The sequence below is a fragment of the Atlantibacter sp. RC6 genome, assembly GCF_014193285.1.
Lineage (GTDB): Bacteria > Pseudomonadota > Gammaproteobacteria > Enterobacterales > Enterobacteriaceae > Atlantibacter.
The window spans coordinates 137,943-164,536 of sequence record NZ_JACHZE010000004.1 but is presented as its reverse complement, the minus strand read 5'-3'; the positions used below and the strand labels follow the sequence as shown (position 1 = coordinate 164,536).

At 57.3% G+C, this 26,594-nt stretch carries 30 protein-coding genes; 7 read left to right on the top strand and 23 right to left on the bottom strand.

Translation table 11 applies throughout. The annotated features are described in order from the left end of the window. The 15 genes from FHW74_RS11210 to FHW74_RS11140 all read right to left on the bottom strand — a co-directional run bounded on the left by FHW74_RS11210 (position 1) and on the right by FHW74_RS11140 (position 12,923). Complete coding sequence (locus FHW74_RS11210; protein ID WP_183170508.1) at positions 1–579, bottom strand: DUF3261 domain-containing protein; 579 nt, start codon at positions 577–579, stop codon at positions 1–3. Then, entirely contained in the window at positions 576–2,900 is a 2,325-nt protein-coding gene (locus FHW74_RS11205; protein WP_183170507.1) for an MMPL family transporter, read from the bottom strand. Before FHW74_RS11205 ends, FHW74_RS11210 begins: the two co-directional genes overlap by 4 nt. Beyond that, positions 2,872–3,474, bottom strand: coding sequence for an outer membrane lipoprotein carrier protein LolA (locus tag FHW74_RS11200; protein ID WP_183170506.1), 603 nt, complete (start codon positions 3,472–3,474; stop codon positions 2,872–2,874). Before FHW74_RS11200 ends, FHW74_RS11205 begins: the two co-directional genes overlap by 29 nt. After that, a complete protein-coding gene (locus tag FHW74_RS11195; protein WP_183170505.1) occupies positions 3,471–3,893 on the bottom strand; it encodes a thioesterase family protein in 423 nt (140 codons plus the stop codon). Before FHW74_RS11195 ends, FHW74_RS11200 begins: the two co-directional genes overlap by 4 nt. Positions 3,894–3,896: 3 nt before the next feature. Next, positions 3,897–5,603: a glycosyltransferase gene (locus tag FHW74_RS11190; RefSeq protein ID WP_183170504.1), complete on the bottom strand. Its 1,707-nt coding sequence runs from the start codon at positions 5,601–5,603 to the stop codon at positions 3,897–3,899. Then, positions 5,594–5,947: a hydroxymyristoyl-ACP dehydratase gene (locus tag FHW74_RS11185; RefSeq protein WP_183170503.1), complete on the bottom strand. Its 354-nt coding sequence runs from the start codon at positions 5,945–5,947 to the stop codon at positions 5,594–5,596. Before FHW74_RS11185 ends, FHW74_RS11190 begins: the two co-directional genes overlap by 10 nt. Then, a complete protein-coding gene (locus FHW74_RS11180; protein ID WP_183170502.1) occupies positions 5,934–7,292 on the bottom strand; it encodes an acyl-CoA synthetase in 1,359 nt (452 codons plus the stop codon). The genes FHW74_RS11185 and FHW74_RS11180 overlap by 14 nt, the downstream gene beginning before the upstream one ends. Next, positions 7,289–7,879 (bottom strand): hypothetical protein, encoded by a 591-nt coding sequence (locus tag FHW74_RS11175; protein ID WP_183170501.1) that lies wholly within the window; start codon positions 7,877–7,879, stop codon positions 7,289–7,291. The genes FHW74_RS11180 and FHW74_RS11175 overlap by 4 nt, the downstream gene beginning before the upstream one ends. Positions 7,880–7,882: 3 nt before the next feature. After that, a complete protein-coding gene (locus FHW74_RS11170; RefSeq protein ID WP_183170500.1) occupies positions 7,883–8,134 on the bottom strand; it encodes an acyl carrier protein in 252 nt (83 codons plus the stop codon). A 13-nt stretch (positions 8,135–8,147) separates the two neighbouring features. Further along, the gene (locus FHW74_RS11165; RefSeq protein WP_183170499.1) at positions 8,148–8,405 is read right to left on the bottom strand and encodes a phosphopantetheine-binding protein; all 258 of its coding nucleotides are present in this window, start codon (positions 8,403–8,405) and stop codon (positions 8,148–8,150) included. Continuing rightward, the gene (locus FHW74_RS11160) at positions 8,386–9,222 is read right to left on the bottom strand and encodes a 1-acyl-sn-glycerol-3-phosphate acyltransferase (RefSeq protein ID WP_255459902.1); all 837 of its coding nucleotides are present in this window, start codon (positions 9,220–9,222) and stop codon (positions 8,386–8,388) included. The genes FHW74_RS11165 and FHW74_RS11160 overlap by 20 nt, the downstream gene beginning before the upstream one ends. Further along, positions 9,201–9,923: a beta-ketoacyl synthase chain length factor gene (locus FHW74_RS11155; RefSeq protein ID WP_183170497.1), complete on the bottom strand. Its 723-nt coding sequence runs from the start codon at positions 9,921–9,923 to the stop codon at positions 9,201–9,203. The genes FHW74_RS11160 and FHW74_RS11155 overlap by 22 nt, the downstream gene beginning before the upstream one ends. Positions 9,924–9,973: 50 nt before the next feature. Then, a complete protein-coding gene (locus FHW74_RS11150) occupies positions 9,974–11,044 on the bottom strand; it encodes a methyltransferase (RefSeq protein ID WP_183170496.1) in 1,071 nt (356 codons plus the stop codon). A gap of 68 nt (positions 11,045–11,112) precedes the next feature. Continuing rightward, a complete protein-coding gene (locus FHW74_RS11145) occupies positions 11,113–11,502 on the bottom strand; it encodes a hypothetical protein (protein ID WP_183170495.1) in 390 nt (129 codons plus the stop codon). Between the two features lie 359 nt (positions 11,503–11,861). After that, positions 11,862–12,923, bottom strand: coding sequence for an AI-2E family transporter (locus FHW74_RS11140; RefSeq protein ID WP_221192321.1), 1,062 nt, complete (start codon positions 12,921–12,923; stop codon positions 11,862–11,864). A gap of 187 nt (positions 12,924–13,110) precedes the next feature. Here FHW74_RS11140 and FHW74_RS11135 point away from each other — a divergent pair, with 187 nt between their 5' ends. After that, entirely contained in the window at positions 13,111–14,319 is a 1,209-nt protein-coding gene (locus FHW74_RS11135) for an MFS transporter (protein WP_183170740.1), read from the top strand. Positions 14,320–14,380: 61 nt separating this feature from the next. Here the strand turns inward: FHW74_RS11135 and FHW74_RS11130 are convergent, their stop codons facing one another. The 4 genes from FHW74_RS11130 to FHW74_RS11115 form a co-directional block, all read right to left on the bottom strand. Beyond that, entirely contained in the window at positions 14,381–14,860 is a 480-nt protein-coding gene (locus FHW74_RS11130) for a type VI secretion system tube protein TssD (protein WP_183170494.1), read from the bottom strand. Between the two features lie 205 nt (positions 14,861–15,065). Next, positions 15,066–15,770, bottom strand: a complete 705-nt coding sequence (locus FHW74_RS11125; RefSeq protein WP_183170493.1) for a hypothetical protein — start codon at positions 15,768–15,770, stop codon at positions 15,066–15,068. 243 nt (positions 15,771–16,013) lie between these two features. Continuing rightward, the gene (locus tag FHW74_RS11120) at positions 16,014–16,571 is read right to left on the bottom strand and encodes a DcrB family lipoprotein (protein ID WP_183170492.1); all 558 of its coding nucleotides are present in this window, start codon (positions 16,569–16,571) and stop codon (positions 16,014–16,016) included. Between the two features lie 71 nt (positions 16,572–16,642). Next, on the bottom strand, positions 16,643–17,308 hold the full coding sequence (locus tag FHW74_RS11115) for a 7-cyano-7-deazaguanine/7-aminomethyl-7-deazaguanine transporter (protein WP_183170491.1): 666 nt from the start codon (positions 17,306–17,308) through the stop codon (positions 16,643–16,645). 171 nt (positions 17,309–17,479) lie between these two features. Between FHW74_RS11115 and tusA the strand changes: the two genes are divergently transcribed. The 5 genes from tusA to FHW74_RS11090 all read left to right on the top strand — a co-directional run bounded on the left by tusA (position 17,480) and on the right by FHW74_RS11090 (position 21,881). After that, the gene (tusA, locus tag FHW74_RS11110) at positions 17,480–17,725 is read left to right on the top strand and encodes a sulfurtransferase TusA (protein ID WP_183170490.1); all 246 of its coding nucleotides are present in this window, start codon (positions 17,480–17,482) and stop codon (positions 17,723–17,725) included. 187 nt (positions 17,726–17,912) lie between these two features. Then, positions 17,913–18,890 (top strand): TRAP transporter substrate-binding protein, encoded by a 978-nt coding sequence (locus FHW74_RS11105; RefSeq protein ID WP_183170489.1) that lies wholly within the window; start codon positions 17,913–17,915, stop codon positions 18,888–18,890. A gap of 42 nt (positions 18,891–18,932) precedes the next feature. Beyond that, positions 18,933–19,442, top strand: coding sequence for a TRAP transporter small permease (locus tag FHW74_RS11100; RefSeq protein WP_183170488.1), 510 nt, complete (start codon positions 18,933–18,935; stop codon positions 19,440–19,442). Between the two features lie 11 nt (positions 19,443–19,453). Beyond that, positions 19,454–20,740 carry a TRAP transporter large permease gene (locus FHW74_RS11095; RefSeq protein WP_183170487.1) on the top strand — a complete coding sequence of 429 codons (1,287 nt, stop codon included), beginning with the start codon at positions 19,454–19,456 and terminating at the stop codon, positions 20,738–20,740. A gap of 757 nt (positions 20,741–21,497) precedes the next feature. Beyond that, complete coding sequence (locus FHW74_RS11090; protein ID WP_183170486.1) at positions 21,498–21,881, top strand: hypothetical protein; 384 nt, start codon at positions 21,498–21,500, stop codon at positions 21,879–21,881. Positions 21,882–22,147: 266 nt separating this feature from the next. Here the strand turns inward: FHW74_RS11090 and zntA are convergent, their stop codons facing one another. Beyond that, on the bottom strand, positions 22,148–24,364 hold the full coding sequence (gene zntA, locus FHW74_RS11085; RefSeq protein ID WP_183170485.1) for a Zn(II)/Cd(II)/Pb(II) translocating P-type ATPase ZntA: 2,217 nt from the start codon (positions 24,362–24,364) through the stop codon (positions 22,148–22,150). A gap of 95 nt (positions 24,365–24,459) precedes the next feature. Further along, the gene (locus tag FHW74_RS11080) at positions 24,460–25,086 is read right to left on the bottom strand and encodes a lysoplasmalogenase (RefSeq protein WP_183170484.1); all 627 of its coding nucleotides are present in this window, start codon (positions 25,084–25,086) and stop codon (positions 24,460–24,462) included. 141 nt (positions 25,087–25,227) lie between these two features. Here FHW74_RS11080 and FHW74_RS11075 point away from each other — a divergent pair, with 141 nt between their 5' ends. Continuing rightward, positions 25,228–25,587, top strand: coding sequence for a DUF2500 domain-containing protein (locus FHW74_RS11075; RefSeq protein WP_183170483.1), 360 nt, complete (start codon positions 25,228–25,230; stop codon positions 25,585–25,587). Between the two features lie 17 nt (positions 25,588–25,604). Here the strand turns inward: FHW74_RS11075 and FHW74_RS11070 are convergent, their stop codons facing one another. Next, positions 25,605–25,871 carry a DUF1145 family protein gene (locus tag FHW74_RS11070; RefSeq protein WP_183170482.1) on the bottom strand — a complete coding sequence of 89 codons (267 nt, stop codon included), beginning with the start codon at positions 25,869–25,871 and terminating at the stop codon, positions 25,605–25,607. Next, a complete protein-coding gene (gene rsmD / locus FHW74_RS11065; protein ID WP_183170481.1) occupies positions 25,861–26,457 on the bottom strand; it encodes a 16S rRNA (guanine(966)-N(2))-methyltransferase in 597 nt (198 codons plus the stop codon). The genes FHW74_RS11070 and rsmD overlap by 11 nt, the downstream gene beginning before the upstream one ends. Positions 26,458–26,594 lie beyond the last annotated feature (137 nt).

The window sequence follows — 26,594 nt, the reverse complement described above, 5'->3', positions numbered from 1 at the left end:
TCAGTCACCAAGGTATTGAATGGTGATGTGGTAGTGGAACACGTGCTGCTGGATGCTGATCGGCTCGCGTTTGCCTTTGCGCAGCAGGTAGGTGATTTCCGTCACCAGGTTGCCGCTGGCGTCGCGCAGTTCGCGGCGATCGCCAATATCACGCAGCGTCCAGCCTTTCGGCAACTGGGTTTGCCAGGCGGCAATCGGCCAGTGGCTGAGCATCACATCTGCCAGCACCTGGCTGGCAGGCGGCAGTTGCGGCACCACAATCGACTGCTCGGTATGGATGCCGGCTTGATCGTAAGTCAGTAAAAACAGGCGGATGCCCACTGACGATAATCCGGCCAGCGAGAGCTTTTGCTCATCGGCGTTGAGCAGCACCAGCAGCGACTGGGTTTGGCCGTTAAAGCTGCCGGTCAGCAACTGCTGGGAATTCACCGCCGGGGTAATGCCCGGCGGCGGTAGCGTCACCTGCACCCCCGGCTTCAGCCAGGCTTTAGGGCGGGTTTCCGTCGGCGTGGAATGGCTGCATCCGGCGAGCCACAGCGCCGCAAGCAACAGGCCCGCGCGCCAGAGTGTCTGCTTCATCGTTTCTTTCTCTCTTTTCGGTCCGGCATCGCCAGCGGCGATAGCATGAAAGCGGTGAAGATGCCGCTGCACAACACAATCCCAAAGCTGGCAATCGCCTGGGTGCTGCTGAACACCAACATGCCGAGGGTCAACAGCGCGGTGATCATCGCCACGGTGACGGCGAGCAGCGAGGTCAGCGGCGTACCGCGTGGATTGCTGAAAAACAGCGTGTAGTTAATGCCTATCCCTAATACCAGCACTAATGCCAGCAGGGAAAACAGATTCAGGCTGTGACCGGTAAACGCCAGTACCGCCAGGCCGGTAGAGAGCGACAGCAGCGACGGCACCAGGCTTATCGCGCCTTTACGCAGGCCCAGCCGCGCCACTGCGCCGATGGCGATAATCACCAGCGCCACGCCCAGCAACCCGCCCAGCAGGGTGCGGTACAGCGCGAACAGGCTATCAAAGCTGGCTTTGCGATCCACCCACACCACGCCGGTGGCCTGGTGCGTCAGATTCTCCAGCGCGTCGCTGGCCGTTACGCCGTTAACCGGCACCAGCACGCCGCTCTGGCCGTTTTTCAGGGTGATCCACATCAGCCGCCAGCCTTCGCTCACCGGGCTGTTGAGCCACTGCTGCGGCGTGACCGTCATTGGGCGGATGTCGGGGTCATTGAGCGTAATGCCCGCCTGGCTCAGCACCTGGCGCACGGTCGGCACGCTCTGTTCGATCAGCGCCAGATCCTGCTGCTGGCGGGCGAGGGAGTTGAGCGGGATCTGCCGCCAACTGTCAATCAACCCCTGGTCTTTGGCCTGCGCCAGTACGGGCGTAAAGGCTTCGAGGCGCTGGAGCGTCTGCTCAGGATTATCCCCATACACCACGAACCACTTCTGGTCGACGCCCTGGCCGGTTAACGCGGTGATGGTTTTTTCCTGGGCCAGGATATCGGCGGGCAGCGCCTGGAGCTGGGCGATATCATCGTTCACTTTCAACAGGCTCAATCCGGCGACAGAAACAATGACCAGCGCCACCGGCAACCCGATGCGCAGCGCGTTATTACGCCGCCACGCCGCCAGCCAGCGCATCAGCCACACCATGCCCGGCACCGGGCGTACCGGCAAACGGCGGCACAGCCACGGATGCCAGAAAATCACCGTCAGGCACGAGGCGCTCAGCCCCGCCGCCGCGAACAGCGCCATCTGGCGGATGCCGGGGAACGGCGCGAGCATCATGATCAGATACGCCGCTACGGTGGTGAGCAGCGCCAGCAGCAGCGCGTTGCGCACTTTGGCAAGGCTTTGCCATGGCGACATCTCCGCGCCGTGCACCATCCGTTCGGTGAGATAGTAAAGCGTATAGTCCGCCGAGATGCCGATGATGCTCATGCTCATCACCAGCGTCATCAAATGCAGTTCGCCGAACACCAGCAGCACCGACACGCTGCCTGCCAGCGCGCCGACGCCCACCGACAGCAGGCACAGCAACAATGGCGTTACCGAGCGGAATACCGCGACAATCAGCAAAATCACCCCCAGCACCGTGGCGACGCCGAGCGTCGAGACATCATGCTTCGCCTGCTGGCTGGCGTAATCGCTGTAGAACAGCGTGCCGCGCGACAGCACCTGCGCCTGCGGGAATTCGCTTTTCAACTGAGCTTGCAGGGCGTTGAGCGTCTCCACCATCTGGTGGGTTTGCTGCATATCGAATGACGAGCCGGCCAGCTCGCCGTGCAATAAATACCAGTCATTGCCCTGCGTATCCTGGGCTACCAGCCAGCCGTTGAGCAGCCGCAGATGACTGGCGTTTTGCGCCAGATTCATCTGCGCGCCGCGCACCAGCATCAGCGGATCGTGCTGTAGCTCCTTGCCGCTAACCCCGGAAAACGCCGAATAGACCTGGGATAAAATCCACTGCGCCTGGGCGTTGCCGCCGTCCTGCAACCGGGCGCGGGTCGCGCTGTCGAGACTGCCGTTGCGGTGCGTAAAGAAGAATTCGCCCCACGCCTGCTGCGCGGCGGCGTCCACCGGACCGCCAACTTTCGCCAGCGCGGGCTGCTGGCGCAATAAATCCAGATAGCGCTGGGCGGCAGCCGGATCGGCCTGCTTGCCGGGGCTCACCATCCACACCAGTTGTTGGTCGAGGCGCTGCATAAAGCCGTCGTTAAGCGCAGGCGGCACCGCGCCCAGGCTTTGGCTCGGCAGCAGCGCCAGCACCGAACTGTTGATCCGCGCGCCGGGCAGCAGCGCCGCCAGCGTCGCTGCGAATAACAGGCAAACCGCCAGCCAGATCAGCGCGCCGCGGCGCCGCGGCTCAGAATGCAAAACGTTGGCGTTCGTCATCGGTCAGGGTCGCTGGCGTCAGGCGGTGTTGGCTAAAGGTGATGTGGGTTTTATCCCCCTGTTTATCGTCTAACTGGATGGCATCCAGATACGCGCTGCCGTTCAGCGTGATAGTGGCGAAAATTTTATCCAGCGGCGTGGTGATGGGCGTTAACACCAGTTGCCACGCGTTATTGCCTTTATCCTGGAAATCGAGACGGAAATTCTGCTCCAGCACCTTGCGGTCGGCCTGGAACAGGGCGCGCAGCAGGTGGTTGAACTGGAACATCTGCGGGTTGGTTTGCGCGGTGATGACCTGCGGCGCCTGGCCGTTGATCACTTGCACCATCTGGCTGTCGTTGAGCATCAGCGTCATCGGGAATGGCGCGGTTTGCTGCCACAGCAAGCCGTTATCCCGGGCGATGATCATCTCGCCGGAGGAGCGCAGCGGCTGGCGCATATCTTTAATCTGCCGCTCCTGCACAAAGTGCGCGCGTACCACCGGCTGCGAAGTAAAGCGCTGTTGTAGGTCATCCAGCGTAATGGCGTGCACCAGCGGGCTGAGGAGTAACAGGACCAAAGTCAGCGCTCTCATGGCGTCACTCCCATACGTTCGAAAAGAATGGCGGGGCTCACGAAGCAGAGTTCGCGGGTGGCTTCTTCCACCGCCACCTGGATGGTGTAACCGGTGGTGGTGCGTTTGCCGGTTGCGGCGTCGAAAATTTCATAGCCGATGCGCAGGCGGTTCTCAAACTCCTCAATGCGCGCCCGCACGCGGATGCGCTGCTCAAAAGTCAGCACATCGCGGTATTTCACCCGGGTATCGACCACCGGCCACAGATAGCCGGACTCTTTCATCTGGCGGTAGCCGTAATCAAACTGATTCAGCAGCGCTTCGCGGGCCACTTCGAAATAGCGGAAATAGTTGCCGTGCCACGCCACTCCCATCATATCGACATCGTGAAACGGGATGGCCAGCTCAACTTCGGCGGTAAAACGCGGATCGTTCAGCACCTGTTACTCCTTATCTTGCTGGCGCGCCGCGTCGGGCAACTGCCAGAAATCGAAAAAATTAAACCAGTCGAGCGGCGAGCGCAGGGCGTAGTGCTCCAGACGCGCGGCATAGCGATCAACCGCTTCCTGCAACGCTTGTTGGCGGGTGGCGCGCGGCAGCGTGAGCGGGCTGGCAAACGGCTCGCAGTGCAGGACCAGACGGCCCTGTTCACGCAGCGCGAACAGCAATACCACCGGGCAGCGCAGCGCCGAGGCCAGAATAAACGGCCCCTGGGGGAACGGGGCGGGGCGGCCCATAAAGCGGCTCCAGATCACTCGCCAGTCACCGCCGCGCTGCGGGTTGACCGCGATGCGGTCGCCAACAATCGCCACCCATTCACCGGCATCAAGCTTCTCTTTCAGCAGCATGGCGGTGTCGGGGCCGATATGGCTCACCGGGATCAAGTTAACGCCCGCCTGGGGCGCCATCTCTTCCATAATCTGCTTAAAGCGCCGGGCGTTATCGGTAAACACCAGCGCGTTAACGGTGCGCGCGCCGCTGCGCTGGGCCAGCGCCCGGCAGGCCTCCACATCGCCAAGATGCGAGGCGAGGATCAACTTGCCGTCCGGCCCGGTAATGTCCAGCACCGCTTCCGCGCCCGGTGCAAATACCACCTGCTTGCCGAGCTGCAACTCGCCGCGCCAGCTGGCGACTTTATCGAGCATTGCGCTGCCGAAGCGCAAAAAGTGGCGATAGCTGCTCAGGCGCTGATTGTCGTGGATTTGCCGCGCGGCCCGCTGTTGCGTCACCGTGTCGATCCACTGCTGCGAGGCGCGGCGCGCGTCGTGGGCCAGCAGCCAGTAAACGCCCACCACCGGGCGCAGCAGCAGTTCAAACGCGCCGCGTCCCAGTAAGCGCCAGACGGCCAGCATGATGCGCATTCCCATCAGGCCTTTGACCTCGTCAGTGCGCGCCCAGTGCTGGCGGCGTTTACGCATCAGCAGCCCCGGCGCGCGCGGCAGCATGCCGAAGAACAGCCGGGTGTGCATCCAGGAAATACGCAGGTTGTCGCGCAGGGCGTCGAAATGCGACAGCCCGTCCTGCGGGTAGGTGACGCGGGTCGGGATGAAATAGCTCGGATGGCCGCGCCAGTAGAGGCGCACCATCACTTCGGTATCAAAATCCATGCGCCTGCCAAGGGCGATGTGCTGCGCCAGCGCCAGGGTTGGCGCGACCGGATAGACGCGAAACCCGCACATGCTGTCTTTCAGGCTCAGGGACAGGGTTTCAATCCACACCCACACATGGGTAACCCAGCGGCCATACAGGCGCGAGCGCGGGATGGAGTCGTCATAAATCGGCTGGCCGGAAATCAGCGCGTCAGGGTGGCGTTCCGCCTCGGCCAGAAACTGCGGGATATCTTCAATGGCGTGCTGTCCGTCGGCATCCACCTGTACTGCATGGCTGTACCCGGCGTCGCGGGCCACTTCCAGCCCGCGGATCACCGCCGCGCCCTTACCGGCGTTTTGCGCCAGCCGCACCAGCGTCAGCGCCGGGAAATCGGTCTGCAACTGAGCCAGCGCTTGCCGGGTGGCGGCGTCGCTGCCGTCGTCCACCACAATGCACGGCAAACCGAACGGCGCGAGGCGCGTCAGCACCTGCGCCATCATCGCGCCGTGGTTGTAGCAGGGGATCACCACGCAGGGCGAGAACGCGTCGCTTACTGGCATAACCGGATTTTCCCGCTGCTGGCAGGCAGGCGCTGTTCACCGCACAGACGCTGATAGCTAAAGGAGAGCGTGTGGCGCTCCGGCTGCCAGTCGAGGGTCAAACACACCTCGTTGTCCGGCAGCAGCGGTGCCTGGAATTTCACATTAATGATTTTATGGAACCGGGCCTCCGGGGCCAGCAGTTCCCGGGCGTAATGCATTACCCAGTCAAGCTGGGCCACCCCCGGCAGCAGCGGCTGCACGGCGAAATGGCCTTTAAACCAGAACAGCGCCGGGTCGAGGCGCAAACAGATCTCCCAACGATGGGGAGCAAGCCGCGTGCGGGCAATTTCATGCGGGGTCATGGAAAAACTCCTGCAGTTGCGCATAGACGCGTTTATTCATGCTGTTAACCGGGATGGTGTCGATCACCCGCCAGTAGCGCGGGATCGCCACCGGCTCCAGCCACGGGATCAGCGCCTTGCGCCAGGCCAGCTCCAGCTGTTTGCCTGCGGCGGCGTTAAGACGGGCGCGGGTGGCGTCATCCACCACCACCAGCACGCCGATACCCTGGCGACCGTTGCGGGTGATGGGCAGGGCGGCGGCCTCAATGATGCCGTCCAGCGCCAGCAGCCGTTGCTCCACTTCGCACAGTGAAATGCGTTTTTCTTCGATTTTCACAACCCGGCCCCGGCGGCCATGCAGGCGAAACAGGCCGTTGTCTTCAAAGGCCAGATTATCGTCCAGCAGCAGTCCGGCGGGGTCGGGGATCAGTGGGGAGAACGCCCGCCAGGCGTCGTTTTCCTGCTCGAAGCGCATCCCGGCGAAGGGCAGCCAGGGCGTGTCGTCCTCGGCGCGATAGCGCCAGGCGAGAATGCCGGTTTCGGTGCTGCCGTAAATTTCATCCGGCGTGACGTTGGCCCATGCCCGCGTTTGTACCACATCGCCCCAGGGTAGCATGCCGCCAGCGGAGACAATCAGAGCGATGGGCGGCGGCGTCAGGGTGTGATCGAGCCGCTTTAAAAACGCCGGGCTGCTGATAAAGCCGTAGCGGTGGGTGGCGGGTAGCGCCACCAGTTGTTCGGCGTAATAGGTCATGGCGGCGTGCAGCGGCAAGCCGAGGGACATCGGCAGGAAGATGCGGAATGTCAGGCCGTAAAGATGCTGCGGCACCACCGAGGCGACAATCCGGCAGCCCGCCAGCCGTTCAGCGAAGCGTTCCGCCAGCAGCGCGGCTTCGCGATCAAGCGACGCGATGGGCTTGATCACCCGGCGCGGGGTGCCGGTGGATCCGGAGGTGAAGATCTCAACAAAACTCGCGGGGTCGATCGCCGGCAGGTCGATCGCCCCGGACGAACGCTTCGCTGAGGCCACCACCACCATCGGGCCGTTCCAGCCGAGGGTGCGGTCGCTCAGTACGCCGTGGAATAATTCCCGCTGCTCGTCCAGCAGCGACAGGCGGCTGTGGCCGGGGATCACCGGCGTTTTGCCCGCGTGCAGCGCGCCGAGCAGCGCGACGATAAACAGGTAGCTGTCTTCAAAGCACAGCGCCCAGCGCTCGCCGGGCTGCTTGCGCAGATGCCGGGCCAGGGTTGCGACGTCATGGCGCATCTGGCCCAGCGTCCAGGTGTGGTCGCCCAGCCAGGCGACGGGCGTGTCGTCGGGGCGTTGCGCGCTCAGCCACTGCGCCAGAGGTAAGGTGGTCATCATGATACATCCCGCTGGATCACGCGTTGGCGTACCAGCCATTCCCCCGCCATCAAAGCGCCCATCAACAGATAGGCGATCATGCCGTTCCAGAGGGTCCAGAGATCGGTGTCGCCGTACCAGCAGGTAAAGGTCGCGACACTGCCGTTAACAATAAAAAAGCCGCACCACAGTTGGGTGACGCGCCGGGTATAACGCACGCCCGCAGGCGGCAGATCCGGCTCTTTCAGGCGGGCGATACGCTCCACCAGCGGCATACTGCTCCACAGCGACGCGCCGAACATCCCCAGCAGCAGCGCGTTCACCACCACCGGATACCACAGCAGCAGGTGATGGCTGCGCAGGACCAGGCTCGCCACGCACAGCACCACGCCGGTCAGGGCGACGCTTTTGGCAATCAGCCGCAGCGGGCCGCCGCGTAGCCGCGCCTGGCGCAGGCGGATCAACAGCAGCAGCACCATCACCGGCAGCAGCCAGGCGAGAGCGTGATGCGTGATGCCGAACCAGATAATGAACGGCCAGGCGACCATCACCAGGGCGATGGCCGGCTGCGTCAGACGGCGCGCGGCTGTGAGGGCAGCGTGCAGCATCGGTTACGCGTCGTTCAGCAGACGCTCAACCGCGTCCACCACATCCTGAACGGTACGCACCGATTTGAACGTTTCCGGTTTGATTTTCTTACCGGTTTTCTTTTGCAGATGCACCACCATGTCCACGGCGTCAATGCTGTCGAGTTCCAGATCCTCATACAGACGCGCCTCAGGGGAGATCTCTTCGGCGGGGATTTCGAAAAGCTGGGTCAGAAGTGCGGAGACTTCCTGGTAAATCGCGTGTTTATCAACCATATCGTGCTCGTCTTCAGGCGCGTTGAGAATCAATGAAAGCAGCCAGTGTGGCGACGGAATAGAAATGCTGGCGCATCTCTTCGCTTTCGGCGGAAAGCACCACGCCATACTGGGTTTTCACGGCCAGCCCTAATTCCAGCGCGTCGATGGAGTCGAGGCCCAGACCATCGCCAAACAGCGGCGCGTTGGCGTCAATATCATCGGCGGACAGTTCGTCGAGGTTCAGGGTAGTGATAATCAGATTTTTGATTTCAGAGTAGAGCGCTTGCATCGTTGTTTCCTGGGCCAGGCGTCAGGCCTGGTGTTAATTGGTGCAAAAGGTGTCGATTAAGTTTGCGAGCCGCCAGCGCGGGCTCCTGATCCTGCGTCGGATCGTAAAAATGTTGGGTATGAATACGCTCGCGCACCACCACCTCGAACAGCGGTTTGTGGGGCGGCACGTCATACCAGCGGCTGTGCTTGTCCAGCAGATGTTCGCTGCACAGGATATGCACCACCCGTAAATCGCTGTGGCAGCGCACCGCGATATTGGCCGCGCCGCGCTGGAGCGTCAGCGGTTGGCCGGGCACGCTGCGGGTGCCTTCCGGGAAAATCAGCACGGTTTCGCCGCGGGCCAGCCGTTCGCGGCAGGCGGGCAGCAGCGCATCCGCCTGGTCGTTAACCAGGTAATCCGCCGCCCGCACCACACCGCCAAGAAACGGGTTTTTCAGCAGCGCGTTCTTTACCAGACAGTCGGTTTCCGGCATCACCGAGGCGATCAGCACGTAGTCGATCAGCGTCGGGTGATTGGCGACCACCAGGCAGCCGCGTTCGTTATCCAGCACCGATTTGCCTTCGATGCGGTAATCCAGCACGCCCACCGCCCGCGCCGCGCGCAGGAAGAAGCGAAAGCTGGCCGCGATGCTGCGGCGCGCCAGGCGGCGGCGCGTATCTGGATTACGCTGTACCAGCAGCAGAAGATTGAACCACACCACGGAGAGCAGCAGCCCGCCGAGGCCGAACAGCGCAAAGCAAACGCCGGTCATTACCAGACGCCACAGCCAGTTAACCTGCGCCAGAATGCGATTCATGATTTGCTCCACCGCCATTCTGCGCGTTCGCCGTCCACGCTGAACGCCGCGTCGTTTTTCAGCCAGCCGCGCAGGAACTGTAATCCCTGCGGCAGCGGCGCTTCACGGCGTTCATCGCGGGAATGGGTTTCACAGCGCAATGCCTCGCCCGCTTCCAGCACCAGCGCCAGCGACCACGCCCAGGTGGGCATATCGGCGGGCAGGTGGGGGTGGTAAAACCCGGGCAGCAGACCGTCGAAATCGACCATCAATACTCGCTGATAACCCGCCTGGAACAGCGTCAGCGCTTCAATCAATCCTTGCTGGAAGGTGTCCTGGCCCGCGGAGAGCGAGGACGACGTCAGCGGCTGCTTCGCGGTGATGGTCAGGTTGCCTACCGACGAGTTATGCACCGACATGGCGAAATCAGTGGGGGAGATAGGCTGCGCGGCGGCGATGGCGTCCAGAATGCGCAGATTGCGCTCCAGCTCGCCGTGACGGCTGGTAAACAGCACCGCATCCGGCGCGTGGCGGCGCAGCATCGCCAGACCGCTGTCCACCGCCAGGCGGCTGCCTGAGTTAAGACGGCGGCTGGTCATCATCGGCAATTCGCTGGGTTTGGCATAGGGGGACGCCGGATCGATTTCCCGATCCTGTTGCGCCCATGCGCGCCAGTCTGCGGCATCGCTGAGCCCCGGCGCTCTGGCTTGCCAGTCAATGATGTTAAGTGAAAATTTCATCTACACGCTTTCCGCGCTTTTTGTTTCTGTTTATGCAGCTACGCCGCCCGTTACGCTTTTTTGCGGCACACTAACAGCGTATGCCCAACGCCCAGATCGTCGAGCCGTTGTTCAATCTCAAACCCTGCCTGCTCCACCAGTTTGATAAACGTGGCGGCGCTATAAAAACGACTGTTGCCATTCGCCATCGTGGTGAAATAGAGCGATGACGCGTTCAGGCTGAATGCGGCGGCTTCAAATTTTTGCGCATCCCAGAACAGCTCCATGATGCAAACGCGGGCGCCGGGCTTCATGACCCTGGCGATATTCCCCAGCAGAGCGACGATCTGTTCTGCCGAGAAGCAATCAAGGAACTGGCTCATCCACCAGACATCGGCCTCATTGGGCAGCGGCGCGTCGCTGAGCATATCCACCGGATGGAAGTCGATACGATCGCTCAGACCGTTGGCCGCGATATTTTCCTGCGCCAGCGCAATTTGCTGCGGCAAATCCAGAATGGTGACATTCACCGCCGGATGATAACGGCAGCAGCGAATGGCCCATTTGCCGGTATTTCCGCCCACGTCGTACAGTTTTTCCGGCGCCAGCTCAAAGACATGCGGCAGTGCCGCGTTAAAAGCCGCGTCAGAATAATAGTGATCGAAGGCAAACCAACTGCTGCGCGCCGGTTCGGGTAATTGCGACAACGCTGGATAGATTGTCGGCCAGTCGCCAAAAACTTTTAGCCCTTCCGGTTTTCCGTTGCGCAATGCATCCTGGAGAAAAAACAGCCCTTGATAACAAACATCGCGGGTGAAATCCATATTCACGCGGGTCATCGGGTCGTGAAGTAAGAAATGTCCGACCTTAGCGATGTGATAATGTTCGTTTTGTTGGGTAACAATACGGCCGCTCAAACCCATATCCAGCAGTACGCTAACCGCATAATTATCGAGAGTACAATTTTCTTCGATGTTTTCTAATGTGGCTCCCGCTTTTCCCTGTTTATCGAGAAAACCGAGGATGCCGCTGTCACGTAATATCACCGCCGTTTGAAATAACATCGGCGCAAACGCGATGCGTTGCGCTTCGGTAATAGCGTCCAGCGCGGAGAGTGTATCCCGATCGTAGTGATGACGCACGGTGCGTTCCTTAACCAGAGGTAAACAAAAAAACCGGCCATACCCGGCCGGTTGTTAATTCATTGAAATTACAGGTTCGCGCCAGCGGACAGATTGATCTGAATATCCTGGTTCAGGTTATTAACCCAACGGTTGTAATTCTTATGAATTTTACCGTCGGCGGCTTTCAGGTTCAGGCTGCTGTCATAAATAATGGAGTAACTATTAGCAGAGTAAGGAATACGCACTTCGGCTACGTGATCGCGCGCCTGCAGGCGGCCTTTAATCAGACCTGCGCCCGCATCGGTCATCACCCACTTGCGCTGTACGCCCGCTTTCAGGATCGCGGTACGCACCTGTTCAGCGGTGTGTTTGCCGGCAACGGTGGCGTTAACCTGCTGGACCGGTGCGGTATTTGCGCAACCTGCCAGCGCCCCTGCGAAAGCGATAGCGGTTAAAAGCTTAACGATTTTCTTCATACGATCTCCATAGACGTTTCATCAATACAACCCCATTACCCAATGCGCCAAAACGCAATGAGCAAAAATGATTTGCTGGCTCACAAATACCAGTCAGTGAAACTGTGTAATGGACGGCGAAAACAGATGCGTTAGCTTTTATAGGTCATTAAAAATAATGATTTTTTCATCCGTTTAGGTTTTCGCTGTTCCTTCTGCTAATACACGTTGATTAACCTGAAGAGGTGTGATGGTAAATTATCAAAAAACATGACGCAATATTTTGTCTGATATCAGGCCATTCTTTTTCACACGAAAAAATAACGCGCCAGATATATTTCCTGACGCGTTATTTTTAACTACCAAAAGTGGTAGCTATTTTACCCGGGAAGCCGACTTTTAGGCCTGCCTGGCCCCAGCAATACGGCGACTTTACTGCCGCCCACTGTGGTTTCCATCCAGATTTTACACACGCTGGTTAACGGCACCGACAGCAGCATTCCCACCGGCCCCAGCAGCCATCCCCAGAACAGCAACGACAGGAACACCACCAGCGTCGACATTCCCAACCGGTGGCCCATCATGCGCGGTTCCACCATATTGCCCAGCACCATGTGCACCACCAGGAACAGCGCGCCCACCAGCATAAATTCATAGAAACCGTTGAATAGCAGCGCCTGGATCATCGGCGGGATCGCCGAGATCACCGAGCCGATATTCGGTATGTAGTTGAGCAAAAAGCCCAGCACGCCCCACATCAGAGCGAACTGTATACCCATTAATTCCAGACCCAGCCAGATAATCACCCCGGTCCACAGGCTGATTAACGTCTTCAACGCCAGATAATGGCTCACCCCTTTTAACGCGCGGTGCAGGCCCGCGATATGGATTTGCGGATTCGACAGGGCGAAACGCAGTTTGTACGGCACGTGGCGTACTTCAAACAGCATAAACACCACCGTCATGACCAGCAGCACAATGCTGGCCATCGCGCCGGAAAGTTGGGTCATCAACGCCGTGGCAAAGGTGACCATCTTTTCTGAGTCCATGCGCTTGAGCATCCGCTCCGGGGAGATATGCAGGTTCAGGAAGGGGAAAAATTCCTGCAAATTAAGCAGTTTACGCGTGAGTTCTTTGTTGTATTTAGGCAGCAGGGCGACAAATTCATTAAGCGAGGCCGCCAGCACGCCGAACAACAGCGTCAGGCCAATCAGCATAACTACTACCACAATGGTAATCGCCATGGTGCGATTAAATCCCCGGCGTAAAAACCAGGTGACTAACGGGTTAAGAACGATGGCGAAAAACAGCGCCAGCAGCATAGGCACTAAGATATCGGCAGCGGCATGTATACCCGCGAGGATAATCACCAGCGCCGCCAGTTTTTGCAGCATATGCAAACCGACTTTTTCGGTTGGGGGAGTCGTTATTTTTGGATTCATTTTTACCATCTGCGTGGGAAGTCCTTGATTCGCCCAACGCAGGGGATCTGCAATTAACAGGGCGACGGATAAAGTGTAGTGCGTGGCGTATAAGGTGATGGAGTAGATCGCTCTGAAAGTGATGGGTGTGAAGCGTTACGCTATCGGGGTTATACTCAACCCTCGTTTTACCATTCCGGTGATTGTCATGCCCGAAGCCGCTGAACCGGCAATAAGTGGATTGCGTTTAAATCTGCGCATCGTTTCTGTCGCTATCTTTAATTTTGCCAGCTATCTCACCATCGGCCTGCCGCTGGCGGTCTTGCCCGGCTATGTCCATGATGTCATGGGTTTTAGCGCCTTCTGGGCCGGGTTGGTGATAAGCCTCCAGTATTTCGCCACCTTGTTGAGCCGTCCTTACGCCGGGCGCTACGCTGACCTGTTCGGGCCGAAGAAAATTGTCATTTTTGGGCTTTGCGGCTGTTTTCTTAGCGGACTGGGCTATTTTGTGGCGGGGCTGAATACCGACGCCGCGCTGCTAAGCCTGATCCTGCTGTGCGCCGGGCGGCTTATTTTGGGTATTGGACAAAGTTTCGCCGGGACCGGATCGACGCTGTGGGGCGTGGGCGTCGTGGGTTCGCTGCACATTGGCCGGGTGATCTCCTGGAACGGAATTGTTACTTACGGCGCGATGGCGATTGGCGCGCCGCTTGGGGTGTGGATTTTCCATCTTGGTGGCATGAAGTTGCTGGCCGGGGTGATTATGGCGATCGCGCTGGTGGCTATCCTGTGCGCGCTGCCGCGTAAGCCTGTCACCGCCAGCAAAGGCAAGCCGCTGCCGTTCCGGGCCGTGCTGGGCAAAGTCTGGCTGTACGGCATGGCGCTGGCGCTGGGGTCGGCGGGTTTCGGCGTGATCGCCACCTTTATCACCCTGTTTTACGACGCGAAGGGCTGGGATGATGCGGCCTTCGCGTTAACCCTGTTCAGCGCCGCCTTTGTCGGCACCCGTTTGCTGTTCCCTAACGGTATCAACCGGTTTGGCGGATTAAACGTGGCGCTGGTCTGTTTTGCCGTGGAGATCGTCGGCCTGCTGTTAGTGGGCATGGCGTTCAGCCCATGGATGGCGAAACTGGGCACCTTCTTGACCGGCGCAGGCTTTTCGCTGGTGTTCCCGGCGCTGGGCGTGGTGGCGGTGAAAGCCGTTCCGGCGCAGAACCAGGGCAGCGCGCTGGCCACCTATACGGTGTTTATGGATATGTCGCTCGGCATCACCGGTCCGCTGGCTGGCTTACTGATGGCCTGGGCGGGGGTGTCGAGTATTTATCTGGCGACGGCGGGGCTGGTGGCGCTGGCGGCCGGGTTGACGCTGAAGTTGCGGGCGTCATCCCGTCATTCAGGCGCTGGCGCGGACCTTTAGGAACAATGGGCGCTTACAGCACTCAGGGCAGTACGTCGCCCTGAGTGCTTGTTATGGCACGTTAATACGTTGCCCGCTCATTCCAGGCATCGCTGTAAATGATGTTTCCGTCGCAATGCTTCCAGGTGATTTTCTCATAGCGCATAAGCACCGTTTCCAGGTGTGTTCCGGTGCCTGAGCCTGGATACAGGTCTGGTGTGATAGAGGTTATTTTCACATTTTCCAGGAGGATATTAAAATATTCCTGCTCTAAACCAGCCTCATTTATCTGGTACATCTTTATGACGGCTGATTTTAGTGTTCTTCCTGTACTCAGTGCCCGAAATAAAAGCGGGGTTACCCGATCAAATTCCTTCTGGAACATGACAGGCATATGTATGCGGGTACCCGTCAACTTACCTGTGTTTCCATCGACGGGAATATTGACGTTGTGAGTGAACGACTTTAACTCAATGGCACCTTCACGCCCGAACACAAGGGAGGAGCCGATCATGGGAGATCCGTTTTCATCTGTGAGAAGTAAATACGCTGGGTTTGACATAAAAACTCCTTTTTATAAAATTTAATCGTACTTATCAAAGCGACCGAAGATTATCGGATGAACAATAATAAAGACTATAAATGCAATGCCTGTTAGTAAGACCCAGTAGTCAGGCACCAGCCACAGGAATAACGAGGCGCACGCAAAAATATAAACAGGGAATAAGATATCCGTAAATAGAATCGATAGCAGACTCTTAAACATGTCACTTATCCTTTAGTTCGTCATAAATTGCCTCGAAATCTTTATAGAATCCCATTTGTACTTTCTTTATCAGGTCTGACAGAAAAGGCTCAATAAAATAGTAAAGCATCTCCAGCTGTGCAGCATACAAGATAGAGTAATACCTCGGGTCTACTGTTTTCAGGCGACGGGCAGCCAGAGCGCACTTTTGGTCTGCACCAATCAGTTGTAGCGCCATGACTACGTTAGGTACGCGTCGTGCAAGTCTTTCGACGACGACTTCTGAGAGTAAATCAGATGCCGAAAGAGATTTAACCAGCGCCAGAGCTATCGCTAAACGTGCGGCCTTGCTTGCCGCGATATTTTTAACTAACCCAGTGACTTTTGAATCCGTCTTACGAATGCGATTTTGTTCATTATTATTTTCAGAATCGTTTAAAATACTGACAAAATAGAGATAGAGCATGTATGCTATTACATCACGATATCGGTAAATAGACACAATGGAGAGATACATTCTCTTTTCTTCTGAAAGAAGCTCATCGCACACGTCGTGATAGCTGGGGAATAAGCACGATGAATACCAACTTACGCGCTCCATTCCTGAGTAAATATCAGAGCCGATCCCTTTTAATGCCTTCCACGTTCCAGCAACCCCTTGCTGTCCATAAATAGCCAGCTGCCGGTCGCTCTGAAACTTCATCTTTAAATAATCAGATGCCTGCATAACATATCCATGTAGAAAATGTGGTTATGCGAATATACATTGTAAGTCAAGGTCTGGGAAATTTTTTCAGTGAGTATAACTGGACGTCATAACAGGATTGTTTAAGGGTAAAAGGGATTAATCATCGCCAGCGAAGCGCCCGAATTCATCCACGAAATAATAGTTTTCGAACCTCCATAACTTCATCAAATAAAAAAGCCTGCCGGTTTTCACCGGCAGGCTTTTTACCGAAAGCGAATAATTTTATTTCACTTCCAGAGTATTAATAATGTTCTCAGCCTGGGCCTGCGCCTGCTGCTGGTTATCCGCCGGCAGGGTGATTTGCAGGGTCAGCAGTTTGTTATCCACTTTACCCAGCACCACGGAAGAGTACGCGGTCTGGCCTTTAGCAGAAATAATGCTGTCCAGCTGTTGCAGGGTGTGGCCTTTCACCTCGATGGATTTATTGGTCACGACCTGAAGCTGCGGATCGCGGCTACGCTGCTGTTCTTCCAGGCGCTTCGCCAGCACGTCGAGCCCTTCGGTGGTGTCGTCGCCGACAATCACAATCACCGCTTTCTGGCCAGTGGCGTCAGAGTAAACGTGCATATTGTTGGCCTGAGTGCCCAGCTTTCCACTCTGATCCGTCATATCCGCTGGCAGCGAAAAACTCAGTTTGCCGTCCAGCAGCGTCACCTGCTGTGTCGCCGCGTTGCTTTCGGCTGCGGCACCTTCCGCCGGCTTGCTGCTGTCATTGTTGTCACAGGCCGCCAGCCCCATCACCAGCAGGCCAATCCCGACATATTTAACCAGATTGCGCATTGAATTCTTCCTTTACGATAACGGTCAAGTGACCTTGTACCGCATCTTATCACAAGAATTCCTGGCGACCGTCAACCCAGCTGGAAGCGCGCGAAATCAGATTTATCTGCCAGTTTTTTCAACAGCATATTCAACAATACGCCGTACATCGGCAGGAAGAATACGATGCTGATAAGCACTTTGAAGCAGTAATCCACCAGCGCGATTTCCACCCAGTGCTCGGCCATAAAGGCATCCGGGCTGCGCCAGAAAGCGATAAAGAAGAATGCGAGAGTGTCGCTGACGTTGCCGAAAATGGTCGATGCGGTGGGAGCCAGCCACCAGCGGCGGCTTTTGCGCAGCCGGTTGAACACATGCACATCAAGGATTTGGCCCAGCGCGTAAGCCATAAAACTTGCCGTTGCAATACGCGCCACGAACAGGTTGAAGTGGGTTAATGCCTCAAAACCCTGCCAGCTTCCCATATAGAACAGTGAGGAGATACCGTAGGAAATTACCAGCGCTGGGATCATCACCGCAAAGATGATACGACGCGCTAACGGCGCACCAAAAATCCGCACGGTCAGGTCGGTAGCCAGGAAGATAAAGGGAAAACTGAATGCGCCCCAGGTGGTGTGAAAACCGAAAATCGTGATCGGTAGCTGCACCAGATAGTTACTGGACGTAATGACCAGTAAATGAAACAGCGATAGCCAGATAAGCGCATTGCGGCGCTGGCGTGATGTAAACGTCGTCATATTGTGACCTTTTTGTCGGATGGGGTGAGGGAACCCAGAATCAAAACCGCCGCATCATACTGCTTCAGCACATCTTTGCAATGGTTAATTTTAACGCAATCGTTAACCTCGCTTGCACCGACTCAATCGCAGGGTAAACTAATGCCGTTTTTTACCTTTCCCGAGATAACCATGACCGACCTTTTTACCCATCCTGACCATACCCTGGATGCCCAGGGGCTGCGCTGCCCGGAACCGGTGATGATGGTGCGCAAAACCGTGCGCGGCATGCAGACCGGCGAAACGCTGTTAGTCATTGCCGACGACCCTGCCACCACCCGCGACATTCCGGGTTTTTGCCGTTTTATGGAGCACGATCTGATCGCTTCACAGACGGAATCGCTGCCTTATCGCTACTTGCTGCGCAAAAAACACTAATCATTCTGGCGCAGAGATATAAAACTCTGCGCTGAACCCCTGGTGCATTCTCTTTAAACCCCTGTTTCAAATTTTGCTGCTTTTGTGAAGTGCTTCACCACGTCTTTTAACATCTTCGGCTAGTTTATAAGCGGAAAATCAAAACAACGTTTTACCTCTTACATCCGTACCTTCTGGAGCTGACCCGATGAAAAAGACTCTGATACCGGTTTTGGCCGGCCTGTGCCTCTCCACCGCGTTATTTGCACCAACCGTACTGGCGCAGACCATAAAAGCCGCCGACGTTCACCCGCAGGGTTATCCCAACGTGGTGGCCGTGCAAAACATGGGTGAAAAGCTCAAACAACAAACCAATGGCGAACTTGAAATCAAAGTCTTCCCTGGCGGCGTGCTGGGGGATGAGAAACAGATGATCGAGCAGGCGCAAATGGGCGCTATCGATATCATTCGCGTCTCAATGGCCCCGGTTGCCGCCATCCTGCCGGATATCGAAGTGTTCACTCTGCCGTATGTTTTCCGTGATGAAGACCATATGCACAAAGTGATCGACGGCGATATCGGCAAACAAATCGGTGACAAACTGACCAATAACCCGAAATCAAAACTGGTGTTCCTGGGCTGGATGGACTCCGGCACCCGTAACCTGATCACCGTGAAACCGGTCGTGAAACCAGAAGACCTGAAAGGGATGAAAATCCGTGTTCAGGGCAGCCCGGTGGCACTGGCTACGCTGAAAGACATGGGCGCGAACTCCGTTGCCATGGGCGTGAGCGAAGTGTACAGCGGTATGCAAACCGGCGTGATTGACGGCGCGGAAAACAACCCGCCGACCTTTATCGCCCACAACTACATGCCGGTCGCCAAGAACTACACCCTGAGCGGCCACTTTATCACGCCAGAAATGCTGCTTTATTCCAAAGTGAAATGGGACAAACTCAGCGCCGATCAGCAGCAAAAAATCTTGACCCTGGCCCGTGAAGCGCAAATGGAACAGCGCACACTCTGGCAAGCCTATAACACCCAGGCGCTGGAGAAAATGAAAGCGGGCGGCGTTCAGTTCCATGACATCGACAAAGCCGTTTTCGTTAAAGCCACAGAGCCGGTGCGCGCCCAGTTTGGCGACAAGCATCAGGATCTGATGAAAGCGATAGCAGACGTTCAGTGATCTCAGGCGCCGGCTTGCCCGGCGCATCTTCCCGGAGTACTTATGACCTCTTTATACATAAAGTGGATGGATCGCCTGTACCTGCTCGCCATGTTTGTGGCCGGGTTTTCACTGTTGGTCATGACCATCGTGATCCCGATTGGCATCTTCTCCCGCTACGTTCTGAACCGGGGTGAGTCCTGGCCGGAACCCATTGCCATTCTCTGTATGGTGACGTTCAGCTTTGTGGGCGCAGCGGTGAGTTACCGCGCCAATTCGCATATCGCCGTTAACATGCTGATTGACCGCATCCCGCCAGCCATGCAGCGCCTGTGCGCGAAACTGGTGGATATTTTAATGCTGGCTATTTCCGGGATCATGTTCTGGTACAGCGCTCTGCTGTGTATGGATCTCTGGGAACAGCCGGTGGCGGAATTTCCGATTTTGACCTCCGGGGAAAGTTATCTGCCGCTGCCGATTGGCTCAGCGATCATGATCCTATTCGTTATTGAGCGGCTGTTGTTCGGTTCCCAGGAGAATCGTCCGGTGGTGCTTATCGGCAATCACGGTTAACAGGGGCATTTATGGACGCGTTCGTTTTACTCTTTACCCTGGGTGTTTTGTTGGCGGTCGGCATGCCGGTGGCTTTTGCGGTGGGTTTGAGCGCCGTGGTAGGCGCGCTGTACATCGAACTGCCGCTGGAAGCGATCATGATTCAAATTACCAGTGGGGTGAATAAATTCAGCCTGCTGGCGATCCCGTTCTTTATCCTGGCGGGGGCGATTATGGCGGAAGGCGGCATCGCACGCCGCCTGGTGAACTTCGCTTATATTTTTGTGGGCTTTATTCGCGGCGGGTTGTCGCTGGTGAATATCGTCGCCTCGACCTTTTTTGGTGCAATTTCCGGTTCGTCGGTGGCGGATACTGCCTCCATCGGCAGCGTGATGATCCCGGAAATGGAGAAAAAGGGTTATCCGCGCGAGTACGCGGCGGCGGTCACCGCCAGCGGTTCGGTGCAGGCGATCCTGATCCCGCCCAGCCATAACTCAGTGATTTACTCGCTGGCAGCGGGCGGTACGGTGTCGATCGCTTCGCTGTTTATCGCGGGGGTTCTGCCGGGTCTGCTGCTGGGGCTAAGCCTGATGGTGCTGTGCATGGGCTTCGCCCACCGTCGCGGCTATCCGAAAGGCGAGCGCATTCCGTTCAAACAGGCGCTGAAAATTTTCTTCGATGCGCTGTGGGGCCTGATGACCGTGGTGATCATCATGGGCGGTATTCTCACCGGGGTGTTTACGGCAACGGAATCGGCGGCAGTGGCCTGCCTGTGGTCGTTCTTCGTGACTATGTTTATCTACCGCGATTACAAGTGGAATGAACTGCCGAAGCTGATGTTCCGCACCGTGAAAACGGTGACTATCGTCATGATCCTTATCGGTTTCGCGGCGGCTTTCGGCGCGGTAATGACCTATATGCAACTGCCGATGCGCATCACTGAGTTCTTCACTTCGCTGTCGGATAACAAATACGTCATTCTGATGTACCTGAACATCATGCTGCTGCTGGTGGGCACCCTGATGGACATGGCACCGTTGATCCTGATCCTGACGCCGGTGCTGCTGCCGGTGACCAATATGTTGGGCATCGACCCGGTGCATTTCGGGATGATCATGATGGTGAATCTGGGTATCGGCCTGATCACCCCGCCGGTGGGATCGGTGCTGTTCGTGGCGAGCGCGGTGAGTAAGCGCAAAATCGAAGATGTGGTGCGCGCTATGCTGCCGTTCTATGCCACGCTGCTGGTGGTGTTGGGACTGGTGACCTATGTCCCGGCGATATCGCTGTGGCTACCAAAAATATTGGGAATGATGTGATGTTGACTGGCGCCCGGCCGCTGTTGCCGGGTTTTTTGTCTACAGGCAAAAAGGCCGCAGGCTGTTACGCCTGCGGCCAGTTCGGGCGCATGTTGCCATCACAGCAGCGGTGACGCCCAGGTTAGCTTAGAAGCTGAAGAAATAACGGATCAGCGCGACCACAATCGGCCCGATGATCGACGTTAAGACCGCAAGCCAAAAGGCCTGTTTGAACGTCATATAACCGCCTGCGTTGCAATGGCAACCGTTCGCGGCTATCCTTAACTTGTCTAGAGATAGGATCGCCCCCGTTTATGTTGCCAGGTTTTATTACCAAACAACGTGCGGGGGTTTTCTTTATCCTGCGACTACGCCGCCGGGGAAGAAGCCCCCGCAACGCTGCACCTCACCAGTAAAACTGGCTGAAAATATCCTACGGAAAGAGTCCTTTAGAAAACATGGGTTATTATCTGTTTGTTTCCTGCCCAACAGCCCTTTTAATCCCAGCGCGATGGCGATGTTTTGCCGGGCTTTTTTATCTGCACAAAAAAGCCGCAGGTTGTTACGCCTGCGGCCAGTTCGGGCGCATGTTGCCTTCACAGCAGCGGTGACGCCCAGGTTAGCTTAGAAGCTGAAGAAATAACGGATCAGCGCGACCACAATCGGCCCGATGATCGACGTTAAGACCGCAAGCCAAAAGGCCTGTTTGAACGTCATATAACCGCCTGCGTTGCAATGGCAACCGTTCGCGGCTATTCTTTTGTTTGTGGAACAAGGAATGGCCCCCGTTATGCTGCCTGGTTTAATTACCAACAACGTGCGGGGGTTTTTCTTTATCCAGCAATTCACGCCGCCGGGGAAGAAGCCCCCGCAACGCTGCACCTCACCAGTAAAACTGGCTGAAAATATCCTACGGAAAGAGCCCTTTAGAAACCATGGGTTATTATCTGTTTATTTCCTGCCCAACAGCCCTTTTAACGCCAGCGCGATGACGATGTTTTGCCGGGCTTTTTATCTGCAGACAAAAAAGCCGCAGGTTGTTACGCCTGCGGCCAGTTCGGGCGCATGTTGCCATCACAGCAGCGGTGACGCCCGGGTTAGCTTAAAAGCTGAAGTAATAACGGATCAGCGCGACCACAATCGGCCCGATGATCGACGTTAAGACCCCAAGCCAAAAGGCCTGTTTGAACGTCATATAACCGCCTGCGTTGCAATGGCAACCGTTCGCGGCTATTCTCTTGTTGTCGAGACAAGGAATGGCCCCCGTTCAGTTGCATGGTTTAATTACCAACAACGTGCGGGGGTTTTTCTTTATCTGGCGACTACGCCGCCGGGGAAGAAGCCCCCGCAACGCTGCACCTCACCAGTAAAACTGGCTGAAAATATCCTACGGAAAGAGTCCCTTAGAAACCATAGGTTATTGTCTGTTTATTTCCTGCTCAGCAACCTTAACGCATTGGCGGTCACCAGCACTGTCGCGCCGGTATCGGCCAGTACCGCCAGCCACAGGCCGGTAATGCCCAGCAGCGTGGTGACAAGGAACAGCCCCTTTAACCCCAGCGCGATGGCGATGTTTTGCCGGATATTGGCATGGGTCGCGCGGGCAAGAGCGATCATGCCTGGCAGTTCCGTGAGGCGGTTATGGGTGAGGGCAGCGTCGGCGGTTTCCAGCGCCACGTCGGTGCCGCTGCCCATGGCGATGCCGATGGTGGCCTCTTTCATAGCTGGCGCATCGTTAATCCCGTCGCCCACCATCGCCAGCGGCGCGTGCTGGTTGAGACGGTTCACGTGCGCCACTTTATCAGCGGGCAGTAAGCCTGCACGGAATTCCAGACCCAGTTCGCTGGCTATAGCAGCGGCGGCGCGCGGGTTATCACCGGTGAGGATCACGCCCTGTATGCCGAGACCCTGCAATCGTTGAACCGCTTCTTTGGCATCGGGCCGTAGCGTGTCACGCAGCGCCAGCGTGCCCAGCCATTGATTGTCGCGCACCAGCGCTACCACTGTCTGGCCCTGGGCTTCCTGTTGCTGGATGGTGATCCGGGTTGTCTCGTCCAGAATCGCGGCGGGGAGCTTATCCGGCGCGCTTAGCAGATAGGTTTCGCCTTCAACCGTCGCCTCAATTCCGATACCCGCCAGGGTGCGCTGGTTGGTTGCCACGGGCAGGGTAATCCCCTGATTTTTGCAGCGTTCGATAATCGCCAGCGCCAGCGGATGCGTGGAGCCTTGCTCAACCGCTGCTGCCAGCCGTAACAGCATGTTTTCGTCCAGCCCTGGCGCCACAGAAATGCCCGTAACCTGCGGTTTGCCCTGCGTCAGGGTGCCGGTTTTATCAAACGCCACCTGGCGGATCTGGCCGAGCTGTTCCAGCGCCGCACCGCCCTTGATCAGCGCGCCGCGCCGTGCGGCGGCAGCCAGGCCGGAGGTAATGGCCGCGGGCGTGGAGATCACCAGCGCGCACGGACAGCCGATCAGCAGCAGCGTCAGCCCTTTGTAGATCCACGGCAGCCATGGCGCGCCCGTGAGCAGCGGAGGAAGCACGGCCACCAGCAATGCAAACAGCATAATGGCGGGCGTATAGATTCGACTAAACCGATCGATAAAGCGCTCGATAGGCGCGCGGCGTTCTTCGGCTTCTTCTATCAGCCGTAAAATCCGGTCAATGGCGCTGTCGCCGGGTTCGGAGATCACTCCCAGCGTCACCAGCCGGTCGACACTGGTGGCTCCGGCAGCCACGCTATCGCCCTGGCTGCGCTCTATGGGCAGCGATTCGCCGGTCAGGGCGCTTTCATCAAAACTGGCGAACGGTGAGAGCAGTTTGCCATCCGCAGGCAGCCTGCCGCCCGCCGCCACTTCAATCACATCACCGGGACGCAGTTCGCTCAGCGCCACCGTTTCACGCTGGTCACCGTTGAGGCGGGTCGCGGTTTCCGGTTTTAACGCTATCAGCGCGCTGACGCCCTGGCGGGCGCGGTTTGCCGCCCAGCCTTCTAACCGCTCGCCGATCAAAAACAGCAGCAGCACCATCGCGGCTTCGGCGGTCGCACCGATAAACAGCGCGCCGATGGCGGCCACGCTCATTAAGGTTTCGATGGCGAATGGGTTGCCGCTGCGTATCAGCCGTAGCGCCTGACGAGCGACAGGCCACAGGCCCACCAGCGTGGTGGCGATAAACGCGATTTCACCCAACGGCGGATTAATTTGCGCGACGCCCCAGCTCAGCGCCATCAGCACCATCAGGCCGATAAGCGGCAGGTTGTCGCGCCAGGTGAAGGGGCGGGACGCTACGGGCGCGGGGGAATGACTATCAGTCAGGGTATAGCCTGACTGACGGATCGCCTGCTCCACCTGTTCGCGCACATCGACACGCGCATCCACCAGTAATTTTTCGGTGGCGAAAACCACCTGCACCTGGCTGACGCCGGGGATTTGGCGCGCCGCGTTTTCTACTTTGCGGGCGCAGGCGGCGCAGTCCATACCCTGCACATGCCAGCTAAAGCGCCGGGCATCGTCAGAAGGCGGCGTCAGCGGCTGAGGCTCGCTGCATTGCCCGTCGGCGCAACAGGGCGTCTGTGTATTGAGCGGTTTAAATTTAACGGAACCAAACTGGGGAATGGGTTTGCCATCTGGCGTTGGGGTAGTCATGGCATCCTCCGGTAACGATAATTTTCTCATTACCGGAAGGGTACACTCTGGAGTGGACTCCAGAGTCAAGCCAATGATTAGCTTTTCTGCAAAATTTACAGATACAGCGAACGCACGATCAAAAAATGTCCGGCGAAATAGCAGGCCGAGGCGATGGCGTTATCTGCCGTAAAGCGCTTGCGGTAGTGGCTGCCCAGCCAGACCACGTTGCTTAACAGCAGCAGCGCCGCGCCGACAAACGCCGACAGGCTGGTATCGGTGGGGCGGAAGAACCACAGTTCACCTGCCAGCCACACCATCACCAGCGTCATGCCGACAAAGGTACAAATTGGCCAGCGCAGCTCTTCCAGACGCGTCCAGATCACGGCAATCAGCGCCACGCCAATCACCACCAGTGCCAGCGGCAGAGGCCAGTAGAATGACAGGGTCATCTGGCTGGCAAAATAAATGGTGTAGAGCAAATGAGACAGGAAAAACGCGCCGATGGCATAGAGCAGGCGTTCACGCGGCAACAGCGTCAGCGTATCGCCCACTAATGTCGCCAGCAGCCCGGCGACCACCAGATAGCCCAGCGCTTCAAACATCGGGGCCTGCCAGGCCAGCAGCAGTAACAGTAATAATGTGACGGGTTTAAATACCCAGCGTTGCCAGACCGGGCCTCGATAGGAGGCGTCCACATAAAGCCAGGCGGAAAAACAGACAGCAATAAACGACCAAAGCATGATAAGTCCCTGATTCAGTTATTGTAACGCGCACCCGTTGTGCGCGGCTCTGTCTTTCAGTCTAGTGGCCCGCCGGGGCAGATGACAATGCTTATCAGGCCAGAGTATTCTAAAAAGCGCGTTTTTGATGAGAGTGCCGTTATGAGTAAAATACCGCTTTTCCTGATAGTTATCATTGGGTTGATTGTGATATCGGCCTCCTTTCGCTATGTGCAGCAGCGTCGGGAGAATGCCAGCAACGAGGCCGCGCCGCAGCGACAAAAGCAGGTGGAGATCAGCAGCAAGCGAGAAAAGCCCGCCAATGACCGCCGCTCGCGCCAGCGTGACGTGACGCCGGCGGGCGAGACGATGCGTTATGAAGCCAGCTTTACGCCGTTACAGGGCGGGATGGAAATGACCTTCCGGCTTCAGGCGGCGGATTATCATCAGCTGACGGTGGGGGAGAAAGGCGTACTGGTTTATCAGGGGACGCGCTTTGTGCGTTTCGATGCGCAGCCGTAACCACGCCTGCGCCAGCATTACTTCAACTTTTGCTTTTTCTGCCAGGCCAGCAGCTCGAATACGCCAAACAGAAAAATGCGCATCTGTTCCGGTTTACCCATCGGCGGCGCGTTTTTGGGCTGAGTGGCTTTCAGCATTGCCAGTTGTAAACCATGCATCAGCACCATAAACACCAGCGCCACGTTGACGAAAATATTCAGCGGGCGCGGGAAAGGCTGGAAAAGATTCAGGATCAAAAAACCCCACACGCACAGCATCAATAGCCGTCCCAGATTAATCAGCATGTTCCGCTCCTTGCGTTTCACGTAAATAGAGGCGATAAGCCACCTGGCCCGCCACTTTTTCCCGGTGCAGCTGCCAACTGGCCGGCACTGGCGGCATGCCGTTCTCGACTTCGCTTTCGACGTAAATCAACGCCCCGTCCGCCAGCCAGCCGTTTTTCTCCAGCAGGCTTAATGTGTCGTCGAGTAAACCTTTGCGAAACGGCGGATCGATAAACACGATGTCGTGCGGCGTACCGGTTTGATTAAGGTAGTTCAGGGTATTGGTGTTGACCACCTTGCCGTTGGCGGCCTTTAACGTCGCGAGGTTTTTCTGTAGTTGCTGCGCCACGGGGCGTTCCATCTCCAGCAGGGTGGCGCTGGCGGCATAGCGGGACAGCGACTCCAGCCCTAACGCGCCGCTGCCGGCGAAGCAGTCGAGACAGCGCGCATCGACCATATAAGGGGCCAGCCAGTTGAACAGCGTTTCACGCACCCGATCGGTGGTCGGACGCAGGCCGGGGCTGTCGGTGACCGGCAGTTTTCGGCCTCGCCATTGGCCGCCGATAATACGAATCTGGCCGCTGCCAGAGGAGGTGGGTTTCTTCATGCTGTTCACTGGGCTTAATAATTTGGCCTGCTATTCTAGCGGCGCAAGCCGCCAGGTGAAACCTGAATCCGTCGGCGTGATGCGCTGGCGGGAAAGTGATAGAATAACGTATTCATTCGTAAAAAATTTAGCGCCCG

What these genes read in the sequence shown, in the direction of transcription:
- FHW74_RS11210 (WP_183170508.1), bottom strand. Translation starts at nt 579, where the DNA reads ATGAAGCAGACACTCTGGCGCGCGGGCCTGTTGCTTGCGGCGCTGTGG.
- FHW74_RS11205 (WP_183170507.1), bottom strand. Translation starts at nt 2,900, where the DNA reads ATGACGAACGCCAACGTTTTGCATTCTGAGCCGCGGCGCCGCGGCGCG.
- FHW74_RS11200 (WP_183170506.1), bottom strand. Translation starts at nt 3,474, where the DNA reads ATGAGAGCGCTGACTTTGGTCCTGTTACTCCTCAGCCCGCTGGTGCAC.
- FHW74_RS11190 (WP_183170504.1), bottom strand. Translation starts at nt 5,603, where the DNA reads ATGCCAGTAAGCGACGCGTTCTCGCCCTGCGTGGTGATCCCCTGCTAC.
- FHW74_RS11185 (WP_183170503.1), bottom strand. Translation starts at nt 5,947, where the DNA reads ATGACCCCGCATGAAATTGCCCGCACGCGGCTTGCTCCCCATCGTTGG.
- FHW74_RS11180 (WP_183170502.1), bottom strand. Translation starts at nt 7,292, where the DNA reads ATGATGACCACCTTACCTCTGGCGCAGTGGCTGAGCGCGCAACGCCCC.
- FHW74_RS11175 (WP_183170501.1), bottom strand. Translation starts at nt 7,879, where the DNA reads ATGCTGCACGCTGCCCTCACAGCCGCGCGCCGTCTGACGCAGCCGGCC.
- FHW74_RS11170 (WP_183170500.1), bottom strand. Translation starts at nt 8,134, where the DNA reads ATGGTTGATAAACACGCGATTTACCAGGAAGTCTCCGCACTTCTGACC.
- FHW74_RS11165 (WP_183170499.1), bottom strand. Translation starts at nt 8,405, where the DNA reads ATGCAAGCGCTCTACTCTGAAATCAAAAATCTGATTATCACTACCCTG.
- FHW74_RS11160 (WP_255459902.1), bottom strand. Translation starts at nt 9,222, where the DNA reads ATGGCGGTGGAGCAAATCATGAATCGCATTCTGGCGCAGGTTAACTGG.
- FHW74_RS11155 (WP_183170497.1), bottom strand. Translation starts at nt 9,923, where the DNA reads ATGAAATTTTCACTTAACATCATTGACTGGCAAGCCAGAGCGCCGGGG.
- FHW74_RS11145 (WP_183170495.1), bottom strand. Translation starts at nt 11,502, where the DNA reads ATGAAGAAAATCGTTAAGCTTTTAACCGCTATCGCTTTCGCAGGGGCG.
- FHW74_RS11140 (WP_221192321.1), bottom strand. Translation starts at nt 12,923, where the DNA reads ATGAATCCAAAAATAACGACTCCCCCAACCGAAAAAGTCGGTTTGCAT.
- FHW74_RS11135 (WP_183170740.1), top strand. Translation starts at nt 13,111, where the DNA reads ATGCCCGAAGCCGCTGAACCGGCAATAAGTGGATTGCGTTTAAATCTG.
- FHW74_RS11130 (WP_183170494.1), bottom strand. Translation starts at nt 14,860, where the DNA reads ATGTCAAACCCAGCGTATTTACTTCTCACAGATGAAAACGGATCTCCC.
- FHW74_RS11125 (WP_183170493.1), bottom strand. Translation starts at nt 15,770, where the DNA reads ATGCAGGCATCTGATTATTTAAAGATGAAGTTTCAGAGCGACCGGCAG.
- FHW74_RS11120 (WP_183170492.1), bottom strand. Translation starts at nt 16,571, where the DNA reads ATGCGCAATCTGGTTAAATATGTCGGGATTGGCCTGCTGGTGATGGGG.
- FHW74_RS11115 (WP_183170491.1), bottom strand. Translation starts at nt 17,308, where the DNA reads ATGACGACGTTTACATCACGCCAGCGCCGCAATGCGCTTATCTGGCTA.
- tusA (WP_183170490.1), top strand. Translation starts at nt 17,480, where the DNA reads ATGACCGACCTTTTTACCCATCCTGACCATACCCTGGATGCCCAGGGG.
- FHW74_RS11105 (WP_183170489.1), top strand. Translation starts at nt 17,913, where the DNA reads ATGAAAAAGACTCTGATACCGGTTTTGGCCGGCCTGTGCCTCTCCACC.
- FHW74_RS11100 (WP_183170488.1), top strand. Translation starts at nt 18,933, where the DNA reads ATGACCTCTTTATACATAAAGTGGATGGATCGCCTGTACCTGCTCGCC.
- FHW74_RS11095 (WP_183170487.1), top strand. Translation starts at nt 19,454, where the DNA reads ATGGACGCGTTCGTTTTACTCTTTACCCTGGGTGTTTTGTTGGCGGTC.
- FHW74_RS11090 (WP_183170486.1), top strand. Translation starts at nt 21,498, where the DNA reads ATGGCCCCCGTTATGCTGCCTGGTTTAATTACCAACAACGTGCGGGGG.
- zntA (WP_183170485.1), bottom strand. Translation starts at nt 24,364, where the DNA reads ATGACTACCCCAACGCCAGATGGCAAACCCATTCCCCAGTTTGGTTCC.
- FHW74_RS11080 (WP_183170484.1), bottom strand. Translation starts at nt 25,086, where the DNA reads ATGCTTTGGTCGTTTATTGCTGTCTGTTTTTCCGCCTGGCTTTATGTG.
- FHW74_RS11075 (WP_183170483.1), top strand. Translation starts at nt 25,228, where the DNA reads ATGAGTAAAATACCGCTTTTCCTGATAGTTATCATTGGGTTGATTGTG.
- FHW74_RS11070 (WP_183170482.1), bottom strand. Translation starts at nt 25,871, where the DNA reads ATGCTGATTAATCTGGGACGGCTATTGATGCTGTGCGTGTGGGGTTTT.
- rsmD (WP_183170481.1), bottom strand. Translation starts at nt 26,457, where the DNA reads ATGAAGAAACCCACCTCCTCTGGCAGCGGCCAGATTCGTATTATCGGC.